We start from the raw sequence: 13,352 nt of genomic DNA, 5'->3' as shown, positions 1-13,352 counted from the left end.
GGAAAATGAGTTGAGTAGTAAGACGAACAAGTCCGCAAACGAAAGTGCACCGCGCCCCATACGCGCAGACGCGCGACGGAACATGGAAACGCTCCTCCGAACGGCGCTGGCTGTTTTCGAATCCTCGGGAATCGATGCTCCGGTGCGCGAGATTGCGCAAAAGGCTGGGGTGGGCATCGGCACGATCTATCGCCACTTCCCGCAACGTTCCGACCTTGTCGTGGCCGCGTTGTGCAGCGAAGTGGACGCATGCGCTGATGCTGGTGTTGAATTTGCTGCCACGCTAGGTGCCGGCGAGGCGTTAGTCGGATGGGTCGAGCACTACGTGGAATTCGTGACAAGGAGACGCGGTCTTGCTGCCGCCCTAAATTCAGGCGATCCCGCCTTCAAGGCTTTGCCTGTTTATTTCCTCCAACGGCTCCGCCCGATAGTTCAGGGTCTCCTTGACGCTGCGATAGCTGCGGGCGAAATTCGTAAAGGTGTCCAACCGGACGAGCTCCTGTGCGCGGTGGGCGCCCTGTGCGCCCCGTTTGAATGTCCCGAGCCACCAGACCCACGGAGGCTGGTGACCCTGTTTCTCGACGGATTGCGCTATGGCGCCGGCCCACAGACTTCCAAAGCACTACTGAAGTGAGGCTGCGAGCGAAGGAACGTCCGAGGAAGGCATATGGCCGCTTTCGATTACGAAGTGACGTCCGAATGCCAGAGCTAGTGTCGTGGCGAACGACTCTTCCTGGCCCCGAGAGCACTAGCTCGATGAAGGTTCGGCGGAGCTCCCGCTAAAATCTTCAATGGCAGCTTTCGAGCGGCTTCTTTGAATGAGTAAAGTCGGCCAGAATCGGCCGCTCAACATCTTGCCCAAGATTGTCGACAATCCGTAAGCTTCATACCCAATTTTCACCTTTGACTCGTCGCTTCCGTAACATGCAGCGATTTTCCGTTTGAATCTATTCGACGGCGGATCAGTTGCCGCCATTAAGGAGCAGCAAGCGAGTTTGAAAGTAGGCAAGAAGAGCCCAACGGCATACCGGAATTGCGACGAGTAACAGTATTAGTGCCGATGCAATCTTGAGAAAACTGGAAGGGGGGCGAGCTGGACCAAAATCGTTTGTCCAGCGCTGCCCCGACAAGAAGCACAGTAGAGGGAGTACGACGACACCGATGATCGGGAACGCAAGTACCTTGACAGTCCAGCCTGGAAAGTTAAGGTCCATCAGACGCCTTGCCGATGCGCTGTAAAAAACACTGCCCATCGCTACACCCAGCGCAGAGACAAAGAAGTTCAGTTCACTAAGTCCGACGCGCCCTTTGGCGGCGAATTCGGTGCACGCGAGCGCGGTAAGCAGCGACCACACGATGACACTGAGCGACATGCACAGAAGATAGCTACCAGCGCCGAGACGACGGTTCATTTGGTCTAACGTCAATTATTGGAGATTCGCAGAGCACGTGTGCACTCAGCGCCACCCGGAATATCGGCTGGCTTTCGGAAATCTATAGGTTTGCCCCGGGGTGCTCCATGCCTGTTGCATGAGATGCGCACTGGCGACGATCATCATCGTACTCGTCCGAGGGCGCCGGCAGGTTGAATCCACAGTCAGTTACGGGCATTCGAGGCTGATACTGGAATTGCCAACAAAAAAGGGCGACCTACCCGGGGGTCGCGGGCGTCATTTCCACTGGAAGGATGCTGCTCGCACGAACTGCGCGCGCGCATCGTGAGGCAACCATGAAAATCCGTTCCTAAGTCCGCGATCGCACGCATCGCAGCACTTGGAGATGTCGACGTCTCGCCAGTATTCGGGGCGACACGCTTCGGCCCAGACATGCTCTAAAGCGGCCCTGTCATCGGATTCTAGCGAGAGGTGGTTCAATACAGCCGAATAAAATGTCCATGGCTTTTCCCAATCCGCGAACTCAATCGCAGCCCCTATGAGGTCAGACTTGGCCATGATGCAGGTGGTCTAGAAGTGTGGAGAACCGACGATACCACCCCCAATGGCTGCTTTCGGGTAGCGCGAAGGTCGCTTCAGGGTCGGTTATGCCTGTTGCATAAGATGAGGACCGGGGACGAGAGGCGTGCCCGGTTGGGACGCAGTGCGGCCCACAAGCGACCGTTCGACAGCGCGGTCTGGATCGTCGACAATTGTAAGCGCCAAACGACGGCCACGCCCTGTCAACTCCGACCGATGGCGACGGTTTTCCTCTCCTGACATGGTGTTGTGAAGATGAGCATCAGCAAGTGGATCACGCACATTCGGCAAGATACTCAAAAGGCCGAAGCGTTCGACATGGTGACCTTAGAAGCTGCGCATCGCATTATCTCTCCTGTTGTCGATGCGGCATTGGACGGGCGAGGATTCGAGACGGTAGCGCCGCTAAAGTGGGTACGATGCGACGGGTCGCCCATTCGGCAAATATTTGCATTCCCGGCATGGAAGGGCGGTGTAATAGCGCCTAGCTGGGGTCTGTCCTTTGACTTTGTTCCGCACGTATCGGGTAGTTCTGTTCGATGGCACCGAACCAATAAATCTGCAATGTTTGATCTCACTGTCGATGCGCGCGACAGGGCCTTAGATCTAAGCCTGATTCGCGGAGAGCAGATGGTCGCTCAAAAATCGGCACCGGTTGTGAAAACCGCGATCGTGCGAGCAGATGAATTTTGGCGACGGGTCAATTCGGTAGAGGACGTCGTCCCGGCGTTCGAATGGCTGCGAGACTATCTGTCGAATGGAGGCTTGGGTTTCTACAACTATGTTCAGCATCCGATCGCGCTCGCATTTGTGCTCGCGAAGACAGGCGACGCAGTTGGCGCACGTCGAGAACTGGACCGCTTTCTAGTACGGCATTCGCCGGAAGACCCGGTTTCAAGACGGCTCGGCGAGTTGCTCATTAAAGCCACCTCCGTAGCATGATCGCGGCCGGGATAGAAATGTTTCCCGCGCAACGGGGAACGACAGTGCCGATGAACACGCGTTTAACGTCCGCTTGCGGGTGGCGCGACTGTCCCCTCCGGGTCGGTTTGGCGCATTCGCCGACGGGACGGCGGCGGCCATGACGTTCGCCAGCAGGCCGGACCTGATCTTACCCACGAACCGTGAATATCGGTGTTCCCGGTGATCAAGGCGGCCACCTTGTCGGCTACAGATTCTTGCCCGAGCAGGGTGAAATCAATCTCTTTCCGCAAGGTGGCAACTCTAATATGGCAGCCTACAAGGCTCTCGAGAACGACTGCGCGCGATACGTTAATCGGGGTTATCAAGTAGATTTTGAACACACTTTAAGCGATTTCGATCCAGTGAACGGACGGCCTGCTTCAATCAGCGTCGACTATGCTGTCAAGGATTCAACGGGGAACGTTTTGCGATCTTTCAATCAGAAATTTGATAATGCAGCAGGGCAAACTTACGTCAGAGGTGCGTATAGATGACAAATGACACGACAACTCCATTGGTCCTGGATGTGGCAAAGAGCGTTGTTTTGCTTATGCGTCAAATCGCACCAGCCTGGACGACAGCTTACTTGCGATTTTCGCTGCGAGACTATGTATCGCGGGTTGAAAGCTCTTACGCGACTGCAGACGCGATCACGATCGTCGAGGCCGGCAGGAACAAGGAAGCTTTTCGTGTCATCGGAGATCAAGGGCGACGGTTGCTGGAGTCGCTGGGGAAGGATCAGGGCACTTTCTTGGTCGTTGTTGATGCAAATCTCAACTACGACATCAAATTCGATTATGTCGATGAAAATCGATGGGAGATCAGCAAACTGGATGGCGGAACTGGCATTCCAGAAGGGCTCTAGAAAACAGACTTGCGACTTCTGATTGGCTGCAAACTTTGTACGGACAACGTGATAGTCGCGGCTGTCCATGACAGGCTGGGTCATCGCTTGGAACCTTATCGCCAAACGGTTGCGCGCACTTCTTTGTCCTCAATGCCGGCAGCCGGCGATAAAACAACCATACTTCTTCATGCGAGATGCGAAGTGCAAACATTGCAGTCTTGCGTACCGCCTGCGATAGGAGTGCCTGCCGCCCGAATGTCCACTAAGGATTAATCTGAATGTCGCTTCCGGGTCGAGCTGAGCCGTCCACGGCCGGCGGCGGTCGGCCATGAAGCGACGCTCGCCCGACAGTGACAGGTGGCAGAAACTCGCCGCGTTTCGGCCATTTGCCCCTTTCGACGACGGTCCGCAAATTGAGTTCATGTGCGGCGGCCATTATCGACCGTCGCGACCTCGCTACGCCGGCTTGCCGTGACCCTGGAAAAAACCACGTCGACGTTTCATAACGCTCGAGTCTCGTCATTTTCGGCGTCCTTCGCTCAACCTGCGGCTCCAACGCAAAAATAGGCGCGATGAACTAAAACGTAGACGTGGTTGCTCAGGCGGCGTTGTTGACCCAACGTTGAAGTTCCGCTCCGACAAAGCCGTTCTGACGCACGCGTCCCGTCATCCGTTCACTGGAGTGCGCATTATGAACTACGATCCCGCCGACACCGCGGTGGTGTTCACCGATCCACAAAACGACGTACTCAGCCCAAACGGGAAGAACTGGGGCGTCCTGGGCACAAGCGTGACGGAAAACCGGACCGTCGAAAATATGCTGGCAATCTTCAAGGCGGCGAAAGCGGGAAAGTTCAGTGTTTTCATCTCCCCCCATTACTTCTATCCGACTGACCGTCGATGGCAATTTAATGGCCCGCTCGAGGCGGGCGAGTTCGAGACGGGAACGTTCGCACGCACAGGAGCGCTAAACCTGAGCGGGTTCGAAAAATCGGGTGCCGACTGGCTGGAAGAATTCAAGCCGTTCATCGACGATGGCGAAACTATCGTCGTGAGCCCACACAAGGTTTTCGGTCCACAGACCAACGACCTTACGCTGCAACTTCGGAAGCACAATGTGCAGAAAGTCGTACTGGGCGGCATGCTGGCCAACATGTGTGTCGAGGCTCATCTGCGCGATCTGATCGAGCAGGGTTTCGAGGTAGCCGTCGTCGCCGATGCCACAGCTGGGCCCCGCCATCCGACCTGGGGCGACGGTTATAGAGCCGCGCTGGTCAACTACGCGTTTCTCGCACATGCCGTCGTCACGACGCAGGACGTCGTGAAAGCCATGACGCAAAAATAGTTTCGATAGCGTTCTGGCCCTGCTGACATCGGCCTTTCCGACGGCACATTTAATCGCAGCCACCGGTCACCTGGGCGAACGAAAGGGGCGGTCAGGCTGAAGCAACCAAACTCCGACCAGATTCGCGAGGCGTTCCATGGACTAATATCGACTGAACCCCCGATTAGAGCTATTCGAGGGGCCATTCTCGAAAGAGCAGGTTTTTGTCGAGTATCCAGCCGGAACAGACCGTTTGAGAGCGTTTTGGTGGAACTGGTTGAATCCCGTCCGGCCTATCTTGAACGGGTCATTTCTTGGCTTGTCACCTTGGCGTCTGAGCAACGGTTGGGTGACTGCGATGAAGCTATACGGACAGCTGGGTTGCGAAGAAGTAGATTTAGCAGCGAGCAACGAGAGCGAATTCGGGGAATCGAATTCATGAACTCTGTTGATGGTTAGTCCATACGAGCTGCACCTGCAAGGGAGCAACGTGCGAACGGGAGACGTTCGCGTTGCGCTTTGCTCCCTAGTGAAACAGTTCACACGGCGCGCATCGAGTTTGTTGTCGTTTTAATAGTTATTGGCGATTGACTGGTGAAATCGATTGCGTGGAGGTATTTAGAAGAGTGTCGGGGACCTGGTTGCGGACGCAATGGTTTATGACGGAGATCGAAAACCGGCTCCAATCGGATACATCCCATACTTGACTTGGACGCATAGTGAGTTCTTGCGATGCAGCGCAAGCACTATTTGACCCATTTGCAATGGTGCTGGTGTAACGCCCACGGGGCGGGCTTTCCGCACACTCAGAGTGGCTGCATCCGTTCGAGCAGTATTGGGAGCAGCGCCTCGATGCACTCACTGAAATACTCGGCAAGGACACGCAATGACAGAACCCGGACTCATCCAGCTCACTCGCTTCATTCCGCACTCGCCGGCCAAGGTCTGGACTGCACTGACCGACCCTGCGATTCACGCCAGATGGTGGGCTGCTGGCGATGTGCGCGGTTGTCGGGCATCGCTTCATGCTGGATATGGGACCGTGGGGCCTGCAGCCCTGCGAGGTCGTCGCCGTCGAGCATGAGCGGCTGTTGTGCTATTCGTTCGCACCCGGCACGCTGAACACGACGGTCACCTGGCGGCTCGAACCCGAAGGAAGCGGTACCCGCCTGTCACTCGAGCACAAGGGCTTCGACCTCGATTCGCCGCTCGGCAAGGCAGCCTTCCAGGGCATGGGCAAAGGATGGCCGGAGGTGATTCAGCGGCTTCAGGACGTTCTGGGCGTATGAGGCGCGATGGCGCGGGCGTTTGCCGCTAGCGCAGCGCCCATTATTGCTGCTGCGTATTACCTGGTAGTCCTACCAGCGACTTCGATTTGCCGGACAGGCCTGAGGCATCGATTGCCCCGCCGTTCGAACGGCAATGAAGTCACCCTTCGCGGGGTGCGTCACAGCGGATCGTCTTGGCATTGGCCCTTTCCACCGTCAAGTTGATCGAGCGTGCACCGCCCGGGCGCGTGCGGTGGCGCACGCCTGCGGGGATGGTCAGCAACTGACCCGCGCGCAACTCCGTTGTCCCTTCTTCAAAGTCAATGAGCAATACGCCCTCGATTCCGATGAACGTCTCATCGGAGTCGGGATGAAAATGCCAGAAGTACGGCACCTCCATCACGCTGACGTGAATGTCGTGATCGTTGACCGTCGTGACGACCTCATTGCGATAACCGTCGCGTAGTGCAGTCGTCATGGCCAGAAAGTCAGTAGGTTCAATCATGCTCTCGCTCCTGCCTTTGGGGTTGATGAGAACGCCGCGCATCGAGTGTTCCTGCCACCGTTCGGGCACTTTTAGCGAAAATGCGCGGTTGCGTGAAAATATGACACGACTGAACTCAGTCGTCGTCGCATGTGAACACATGCTCCTGCATGTTGGACCGATTATGCGCAGCGACTAACACGTGAAGTTGCGTCATGAAATCACTTGTTTAGTAATTTCTGATAAACACAAAACGCCAACGGATAATCAATTGACGCGATTCAAATGTCTCGTATAGCATGACTTCCAGCCAGATACCACATGCCACATGGATAAACAGGATAACTAAAGAAAGCCAGATACGCGTAGTGATACTCAGGAGACAGCCATGATAGATTTACGCCGTCTTGCGGCCGCCACGATCATCATTGGTTCTTTGGCGGGTTGTGGAGGAGATAGTCCAGGCCAGTCCGGCTCTGCCGCTGTCGCGGCTGACCAGCTTAAGGCAGCAGCTCAGGTTAGTTCCAGTACCGGTTCCCGCAGTGCGAACGCGGCTGTCGCTGCCGCCGAGCAAATTCCCGTTTCCGATCATGGCACCCTGCAATTGACGCGGTATGTCAACCCGCTGATCGGCACGTTGGCCAGCAACTCTCCCAACCCCGTGCCAGCAGGGCAGGCTGGCAGTGTCGTACCCGCGGCGGGCCTGCCGAACGGCATGGTGCAGTGGGCACCCGATACGAATACCACCTCGGCTCCCTCGAACAGCGCGGAGCCCGGTTCGCCGGCCGGTTACTACTACGACATCGGCTCGATCCAGAGTTTCAGTCTCACACATATGAGCGGTGCCGGTTGTTCGGGAAATGACGGCGAATTCCCCGTCATGCCGACGCTCGATGCCACCAGGCCGCTCGCGCAGACGTTTAGCCATACCAACGAGAAGTCGGTAGCGGGCGCCTATGCGGTACTGCTCGATAACCAGGTGAAGGTCGAGTTGACTGCAACCCTGCGTACCGGCTTTGGACGCTTCACGTATCCTGACAATCAGCCTTCGACGCTCGTGCTCAACACGACGTATACAAACACGCAGACGAACGTGGCCGGTTCGGTCGCGCAGGTCGACGCGAGAACCATTTCGGGCAGTACCACGGGGGGCCACTTTTGCGGTAATTCAACGAATGTTCCGGTGTACTTCTATGCGGAGTTCAGTCAGCCATTTGTAAAGACATCATCCTTTAACAATGGCGTTGCCGTGATGAATTTCGGAAAAGGCGCCACAGTATTGATGAAAATCGGCATTTCATATGTGAGCGTCGCAAACGCCAAAAATAATCTCCAGGCAGAAAATCCTTCATGGGATTTTGATGGCGTCAAGAAGGTTGCCGATGCGATATGGAATCAGCGCCTCAACACCATTCAGGTGAGCAGTAGCGATACCACGGCGTTGACGAAGTTCTACACGGCCTTCTATCACGCATCATGGGCACCGAGCGTATTCAGCGATGTGAATGGCCAATACATCGGCTTCGACCAGAAGGTCCATCAGGTCAGCGCTGGCCATGCTGCGCAGTACACCAGCTTTTCGGGTTGGGACATCTATCGTTCGCTGATACCGCTCAACGCCACGCTGTTTCCTGAGGAAACGAGCGATATGGCGCAGTCGCTCGTCAACGATGCGGATCAGTGCGGGGCCATTCCACATTGGGTGAATGACAACGTCGAAGACGGCGTGATGCCGGGCGACGCCGGCTCGATTATCGTGGCGGGCGCGTATGCCTTCGGTGCGCGCAAGTTCGATACGGCGGGCGCCTTGAGGCATATGATCCAGATGGCCAACATTCCCGGCACCGCCTGCAACGGCGTGACGACCAACGGCGGGCGCGCCAGCTATCTACAGTTCGGCTACATCACGAACGGTGAATGGGGGCAGGCTTCGTCCACGCTGGAGTACGGCAGCAGCGATTTCGCGATCTCACAGTTTGCCGGAGCACTGGGCAACACGGCGATCCAGAAAATGCTGCGTAGCCGCTCGGGCTACTGGCAGAACCTGCTCAACACTTCCCTGACGCCGCCTCTTATTGCCGGACGCAACTCCGACGGCACGTGGATTCCGGAGAACCAGGGCAGCACCGACAACTACGTGGAGGGCAACGCTGAGCAGTACACATGGATGGTGCCGTTCAACCCGACTGGCTTGTTCGCGCAATTGGGCGGAAATACGCCGGTGGTCTCGCGGCTGAACACGTTCTTTACCGTGCTGAATGCGGGGACGACGCTGCCCAACTTCTATATGGGCAACGAGCCGACCTTCGAGGTGCCCTGGTTGTATAACTGGGCAGGTTCGCCATCGGGCACGCAGAATGTCGTCCAGCAGATCATGGCGAGCGCCTTTGGCACGGGGCCGAACGGTTTGCCCGGGAATGACGACCTGGGCGCCGTGTCGGGCTGGTATGTGTGGGGCGCGCTGGGCCTTTATCCGGAGATCCCGGGCGCCGGGGGCTTTGCGATCGGCAGCCCGCAATTCTCCTCGATCGTCGTTCATCTCGGCAACGGCAAGACGTTGCGCATCAATGCACCCGGCGCGCCCAGCGCGAATTATGTGCAGGGGCTCACCGTCAATGGCAGCGCTCACAATCGTTCCTGGCTGGAAGTTGACGCACTCGCCAATGGCGCGACGCTGAACTTTGCGATGGGTTCGTCACCTTCGCAGTGGGGCGCGAACCCGGCCGATGCGCCTCCGTCCTACGGGGTGCCGGTCGCGCGCAACGTGGCGGATGCTTTCAACAACCACGGCATCAGCGCCGACGGCAGCACCGACACCGACGGCCTCGGTTCGGACTTCGACGGCTCTCTGTTCAGCTACTCGTCGACTGCATTGGCTGCGGCCGGCGCGGCGCCGGGCAAGCCGTTCGTTGTCGGCGGAGCAAGCTTCGTTCTGTCGAATGGACCGCTCGATAACGCGGTGGCGGTAGGACAGACGATTGCGATGCCGCCCGGGACGACCGGTCACTCGCTGGTTCTGCTGGGTTCGGCCAACAACGGCCCAGGCTCGGGAGCCGCGCTCGTGACCTATACCGATGGGACGACCACGCCGTTCACGCTCGCCTTTGACGACTGGACTCTCAATGGAGGCAGCGCGGCTCCGGTGGACCCGATCGCGTTGACCACCGGGTATCGCAATGGCGGCAACGGTTCGACCGACGGCGTCAAGACTTATCTGTTTGCGCAGTCGGTGCCGCTGACACCAGGCAAGCTGGTGGCGAGCGTGACATTGCCAAGGCAGTCCAGCGAAGGCAAGTTGCATGTGTTCGGTATCGCGGCAGCGCCTTGAATACGTTGGGCGCCGCGCAGGCGGCGCCCAACGTGAATCTTCCAGATGTCTGGTCGCCGTTCGGTGCGTTACAGGTGCGCAAGGTTCTCGAGAATATTCGCGACGTGCTGGCGGCGATGGGTGGGCAAATGACTGACGTGATTTCGCTCGTTTACTACGCGACGGCTACTGACGCTTTCGTGGCAGGCGCAGCGAAGAATTCATTTCGAATGTCTCCAGCCCGCGGAGACCGCAATGTGGCGGCTCGTGCAACGCTATACAGGGCGAGGTCCTTTCGCCAGACGCACGCACGAGACGGGCAACTACATCGGAATCCGCGAACGAGGGCAGCTCATCGCGATGGCAGGCGAGCGCATGCACATCGATGGTTACGTCGAGATTGTCACACGCCTTCGACAAGAACGGCGCGATAGCGCGCGCCCTTGAAGCGGTGCTGCGCGGCTTCCTGATACGCCGGGCTGTCGTACCACGCACGCGCAGCCTCAGTCGACGGAAACTCTACTATCACGACACCCTCGGGCGCTTCGCCCTCGAGAACCTGCTGTGGTCCGTAGGCAGCGAGAATCTTGACCGGATGACCTTTGAAGGTCGCACCCACATTGCTTTGGTAGATATCGAGCTCACTCTGATCCTGCGTGCTTTCCTTCGTGAAGACAATATAGGTCGCCATCGTGTCGCTCCTCAGGTTGTGTGAAGGTCCGCACGATGATTCCATGAAATCGCATCGGGCCTCGATACGCCGTGTCGGCGCAGATGTCGTCCCGTCACGGGTCGAGAGAGCTGCCGGATCGACGGCGCCTTAGTGTCATTTTCACGGCGACACTCCAAACAGCTGAAGGACCACGCCACGCAGCCAGCGATTCCCGGCCTCGTGATGATACCGGGCATGCCAATGTTGTCGGACGGCGAAACCATCCACGGGAATCGGGCACGAATGGACTGCCAGATCGTTGGCCTGCGCCAGGGTTTCGCCAATGTGGCGAGGCAGCGTGGCAATCAGATCGGTTGTCTGGACGATCGTGCCGAGCCCCAGGAACCCGGGCAGCTGCAGCACGACGTCACGCTCGATCCGCTCGCGCGCCAGCGCCTGTTCGAGCAATTGCGCACCCGTGCCCGATTCGATCGCGACGTGTCCCTCCGAGCGGTACTGCTTCAAACCGAGCCGCGCGCGAACGCGCGGATGGTGCCGATTCGTCAGACACACCCAATTCTGTTGATAAAGCTGTTGCTGGTAGATGCCGCCGCTTAGCCAGGGCACATAGCCGATAGCCAGATCGGCTTCGCCCGACTCCAGCGCCCGTTCCGTGTTGCCGTCGATTCCCGCTGCCTCGAGCCGGATGCCGGGCGCCTGGGCGCGTACGTGCGCGAGCAGTCTCGGCAGCAGCGTGATGTGGCTCGCGTCCGTCATGCAGATGCGAAAGCGCCGCTGCGCGGTCGCCGGATCGAACGTGATCTCCCACGCGGCGAAGCGCCTGAGCGATTCGAGAATCTCGCGGCAAGGCCCGATCAGCGCATCGGCCTGCGGGGTCGGCGCCATGCCGCCGGGGGTGCGGATGAAAAGCGGGTCCTGCAGATACTCACGCAGGCGCCCGAGCCAGATGCTGATGGTGGGTTGGCTTTGCCCCAGTTGCCCGGCAACGCGCGTGACGCTGCGCGCGTCATACAGAAGGTCGAACAGCTGTAGCAGCTTCAGATCAGGCAAATCGGTCGGCATCATGGCGTAGCGAGCATTATTGTCTGGCGCAATGACGTCATTGTAGTCATTGCATTGTCGATATGAGCGGCGACTCCTATCGTGTGCCTATACGTCAAGGAGAAACCCTGTGAAGATTGCAATTCTCGGCGCCGGTGCACTAGGTTGCGCGATCGGCGCCGCACTCACGGAAGGTGGCCACGAAACCTGGCTGCTGGACCGTTCGCCCGTCCATGTCGAAACGATGCTCCGCGACGGTCTGCAGGTCGACGACGACAAAGGCACGCGGCGCATCGCAGTGCGCGCCGCGACCCAGGCGAGCGAAATCGGCGCAGCCGACGTGGTGATCGTGCTGGTCAAGTCCTTCCACACCGACGCGGCGATGCGCGGCGCACTCGCGCTGATCGGGCCCGATACGCTCGTGCTGTCGCTGCAGAACGGCCTCGGGCATGAAGACGTGCTCGCCGATATCGTGGGCCGCGAGCGCGTGCTGGCGGGCAAGACGTATGTGGGCGGCGTGTTGCGCGGTCCGGGGCGTATCCAGTCGGGTGTCACCGGCAAGGCGACGTATATCGGCGAACTGGATGGCCAACTCACGCGCCGTGCGAAGACGATCGCCGAGGCCTTCAACGCAGCGGGGCTGCTGACCATCGTCAGCGACAACATCATGGGCACGATGTGGGACAAGCTGCTCGTCAACGTCGCTACGGGCGCGATTACCGGCATTACGCGCCTCACTTACGGCCAGCTCTATGACGAGCCGCTGCTGAAAGCGACGGCCCTCGCGGCCGTATCCGAGGCAATCGCGGCGGCACAGGCGGCCGGCATCAGGCTCTCGATGACGGACCCCGAGCAGGCCTGGACACTCGCGGCCGCAGGTCTGTCTCCGGCGTTCAAGACGTCGATGCTGCAAAGCCTCGAAAAAGCCTCGGTCACCGAGATCGATTTCATCAACGGTTCGGTGGTGCGCTGGGGACAACGGCTCGGCGTGCCGACGCCCGTCAACGCGACGCTGGTGGCCTGCATCAAGGGCATCGAGCGCGCGATGGCCGATGAAGCGCGCAAGGAGACGACGGCATGAGCGGCTCGAAGGCTTACCTGGAGCATGTCGCGATCTGGGTGAACGACATCCGTTGGCATATCCGCTTCTTCGAAGACGTGCTCGGCATGACCATGCGCGAAGTCGACGGCACCGTCGACGCGCCGCGCCAGTATTGGACGCTCGGCGGTCTTCAGTTCATTCATGCGCCGCAACACGATGGCCCCGAAGGGCGCCTCGCGCATCTGGGCGTCATGTGCGAAGACCTCGAAGCCGCTTTGGCGGCGGCCCATGCCTTTGACGTCAGCGAAATGCCGCAAGGGCGCAACTGGCTGCGTCTGCCCGGCGGCCTCGCCGTCGAACTGATTCAAGCCAAACCCGCGTCCTGTGTCGCGCAGGCGCTGACCATCAACCCGCGCGCGGAGGCGTAAGC

The 13,352-nt window shown here is 58.7% G+C and carries 13 protein-coding genes and 1 pseudogene; 10 read left to right on the top strand and 4 right to left on the bottom strand.

Annotated features, from left to right (window positions below; translation table 11 throughout):
* Positions 1 to 82 precede the first annotated feature (82 nt).
* A complete protein-coding gene (locus BFD71_RS04210; protein ID WP_256094483.1) occupies positions 83 to 634 on the top strand; it encodes a TetR/AcrR family transcriptional regulator in 552 nt (183 codons plus the stop codon).
* Between the two features lie 328 nt (positions 635 to 962).
* On the opposite strand, the gene BFD71_RS04205 is transcribed toward BFD71_RS04210, so the two are convergent.
* Complete coding sequence (locus BFD71_RS04205; protein ID WP_083245048.1) at positions 963 to 1,412, bottom strand: DUF805 domain-containing protein; 450 nt, start codon at positions 1,410 to 1,412, stop codon at positions 963 to 965.
* An 816-nt stretch (positions 1,413 to 2,228) separates the two neighbouring features.
* Between BFD71_RS04205 and BFD71_RS40290 the strand changes: the two genes are divergently transcribed.
* From BFD71_RS40290 to BFD71_RS04185, 5 genes are all read left to right on the top strand, one after another.
* A complete protein-coding gene (locus BFD71_RS40290; RefSeq protein ID WP_069262039.1) occupies positions 2,229 to 2,915 on the top strand; it encodes a hypothetical protein in 687 nt (228 codons plus the stop codon).
* A gap of 182 nt (positions 2,916 to 3,097) precedes the next feature.
* The gene (locus BFD71_RS42780; RefSeq protein WP_083245045.1) at positions 3,098 to 3,430 is read left to right on the top strand and encodes a DNA/RNA non-specific endonuclease; all 333 of its coding nucleotides are present in this window, start codon (positions 3,098 to 3,100) and stop codon (positions 3,428 to 3,430) included.
* On the top strand, positions 3,427 to 3,801 hold the full coding sequence (locus tag BFD71_RS04195) for a hypothetical protein (protein WP_069262038.1): 375 nt from the start codon (positions 3,427 to 3,429) through the stop codon (positions 3,799 to 3,801). Before BFD71_RS42780 ends, BFD71_RS04195 begins: the two co-directional genes overlap by 4 nt.
* A 673-nt stretch (positions 3,802 to 4,474) precedes the next feature.
* Complete coding sequence (locus BFD71_RS04190; protein WP_069262037.1) at positions 4,475 to 5,128, top strand: isochorismatase family protein; 654 nt, start codon at positions 4,475 to 4,477, stop codon at positions 5,126 to 5,128.
* Positions 5,129 to 6,132: 1,004 nt separating this feature from the next.
* Positions 6,133 to 6,396, top strand: a complete 264-nt coding sequence (locus BFD71_RS04185; RefSeq protein ID WP_256094482.1) for an SRPBCC family protein — start codon at positions 6,133 to 6,135, stop codon at positions 6,394 to 6,396.
* A 139-nt stretch (positions 6,397 to 6,535) separates the two neighbouring features.
* Here BFD71_RS04185 and BFD71_RS04180 read toward each other — a convergent pair whose 3' ends face one another.
* The gene (locus BFD71_RS04180) at positions 6,536 to 6,880 is read right to left on the bottom strand and encodes a cupin domain-containing protein (RefSeq protein WP_069262400.1); all 345 of its coding nucleotides are present in this window, start codon (positions 6,878 to 6,880) and stop codon (positions 6,536 to 6,538) included.
* Positions 6,881 to 7,247: 367 nt separating this feature from the next.
* Here BFD71_RS04180 and BFD71_RS04175 point away from each other — a divergent pair, with 367 nt between their 5' ends.
* Both BFD71_RS04175 and BFD71_RS41980 read left to right on the top strand, forming a co-directional pair.
* A complete protein-coding gene (locus BFD71_RS04175; protein ID WP_069262036.1) occupies positions 7,248 to 10,187 on the top strand; it encodes a GH92 family glycosyl hydrolase in 2,940 nt (979 codons plus the stop codon).
* A gap of 258 nt (positions 10,188 to 10,445) precedes the next feature.
* Positions 10,446 to 10,568 (top strand): annotated as a pseudogene (locus tag BFD71_RS41980) (GNAT family N-acetyltransferase); the annotation flags it as partial.
* Position 10,569: 1 nt separating this feature from the next.
* Here the strand turns inward: BFD71_RS41980 and BFD71_RS04170 are convergent.
* Complete coding sequence (locus BFD71_RS04170) at positions 10,570 to 10,857, bottom strand: DUF1330 domain-containing protein (RefSeq protein ID WP_069262035.1); 288 nt, start codon at positions 10,855 to 10,857, stop codon at positions 10,570 to 10,572.
* Positions 10,858 to 10,998: 141 nt separating this feature from the next.
* Positions 10,999 to 11,904 (bottom strand): LysR family transcriptional regulator, encoded by a 906-nt coding sequence (locus BFD71_RS04165; RefSeq protein ID WP_069262034.1) that lies wholly within the window; start codon positions 11,902 to 11,904, stop codon positions 10,999 to 11,001.
* 106 nt (positions 11,905 to 12,010) lie between these two features.
* Between BFD71_RS04165 and BFD71_RS04160 the strand changes: the two genes are divergently transcribed.
* Entirely contained in the window at positions 12,011 to 12,961 is a 951-nt protein-coding gene (locus tag BFD71_RS04160; RefSeq protein ID WP_069262033.1) for a ketopantoate reductase family protein, read from the top strand.
* A complete protein-coding gene (locus BFD71_RS04155) occupies positions 12,958 to 13,350 on the top strand; it encodes a VOC family protein (RefSeq protein ID WP_069262032.1) in 393 nt (130 codons plus the stop codon). Before BFD71_RS04160 ends, BFD71_RS04155 begins: the two co-directional genes overlap by 4 nt.
* Positions 13,351 to 13,352: the final 2 nt, after the last annotated feature.

It is taken from the genome of Paraburkholderia nodosa (genome assembly GCF_001718195.1).
In the GTDB taxonomy this organism is placed as follows: Bacteria; Pseudomonadota; Gammaproteobacteria; order Burkholderiales; family Burkholderiaceae; genus Paraburkholderia; species Paraburkholderia nodosa_A.
Note: the sequence above shows the minus strand (reverse complement) of the source record. Positions and strands in the feature narration are given on the sequence as shown.

Coding starts and splice junctions, on each gene's coding strand:
- BFD71_RS04210 (WP_256094483.1), top strand. CDS start 83: ATGGAAACGCTCCTCCGAACGGCGCTGGCTGTTTTCGAATCCTCGGGA.
- BFD71_RS04205 (WP_083245048.1), bottom strand. CDS start 1,412: ATGAACCGTCGTCTCGGCGCTGGTAGCTATCTTCTGTGCATGTCGCTC.
- BFD71_RS40290 (WP_069262039.1), top strand. CDS start 2,229: ATGAGCATCAGCAAGTGGATCACGCACATTCGGCAAGATACTCAAAAG.
- BFD71_RS04195 (WP_069262038.1), top strand. CDS start 3,427: ATGACAAATGACACGACAACTCCATTGGTCCTGGATGTGGCAAAGAGC.
- BFD71_RS04190 (WP_069262037.1), top strand. CDS start 4,475: ATGAACTACGATCCCGCCGACACCGCGGTGGTGTTCACCGATCCACAA.
- BFD71_RS04185 (WP_256094482.1), top strand. CDS start 6,133: ATGCTGGATATGGGACCGTGGGGCCTGCAGCCCTGCGAGGTCGTCGCC.
- BFD71_RS04180 (WP_069262400.1), bottom strand. CDS start 6,880: ATGATTGAACCTACTGACTTTCTGGCCATGACGACTGCACTACGCGAC.
- BFD71_RS04175 (WP_069262036.1), top strand. CDS start 7,248: ATGATAGATTTACGCCGTCTTGCGGCCGCCACGATCATCATTGGTTCT.
- BFD71_RS04170 (WP_069262035.1), bottom strand. CDS start 10,857: ATGGCGACCTATATTGTCTTCACGAAGGAAAGCACGCAGGATCAGAGT.
- BFD71_RS04165 (WP_069262034.1), bottom strand. CDS start 11,904: ATGATGCCGACCGATTTGCCTGATCTGAAGCTGCTACAGCTGTTCGAC.
- BFD71_RS04155 (WP_069262032.1), top strand. CDS start 12,958: ATGAGCGGCTCGAAGGCTTACCTGGAGCATGTCGCGATCTGGGTGAAC.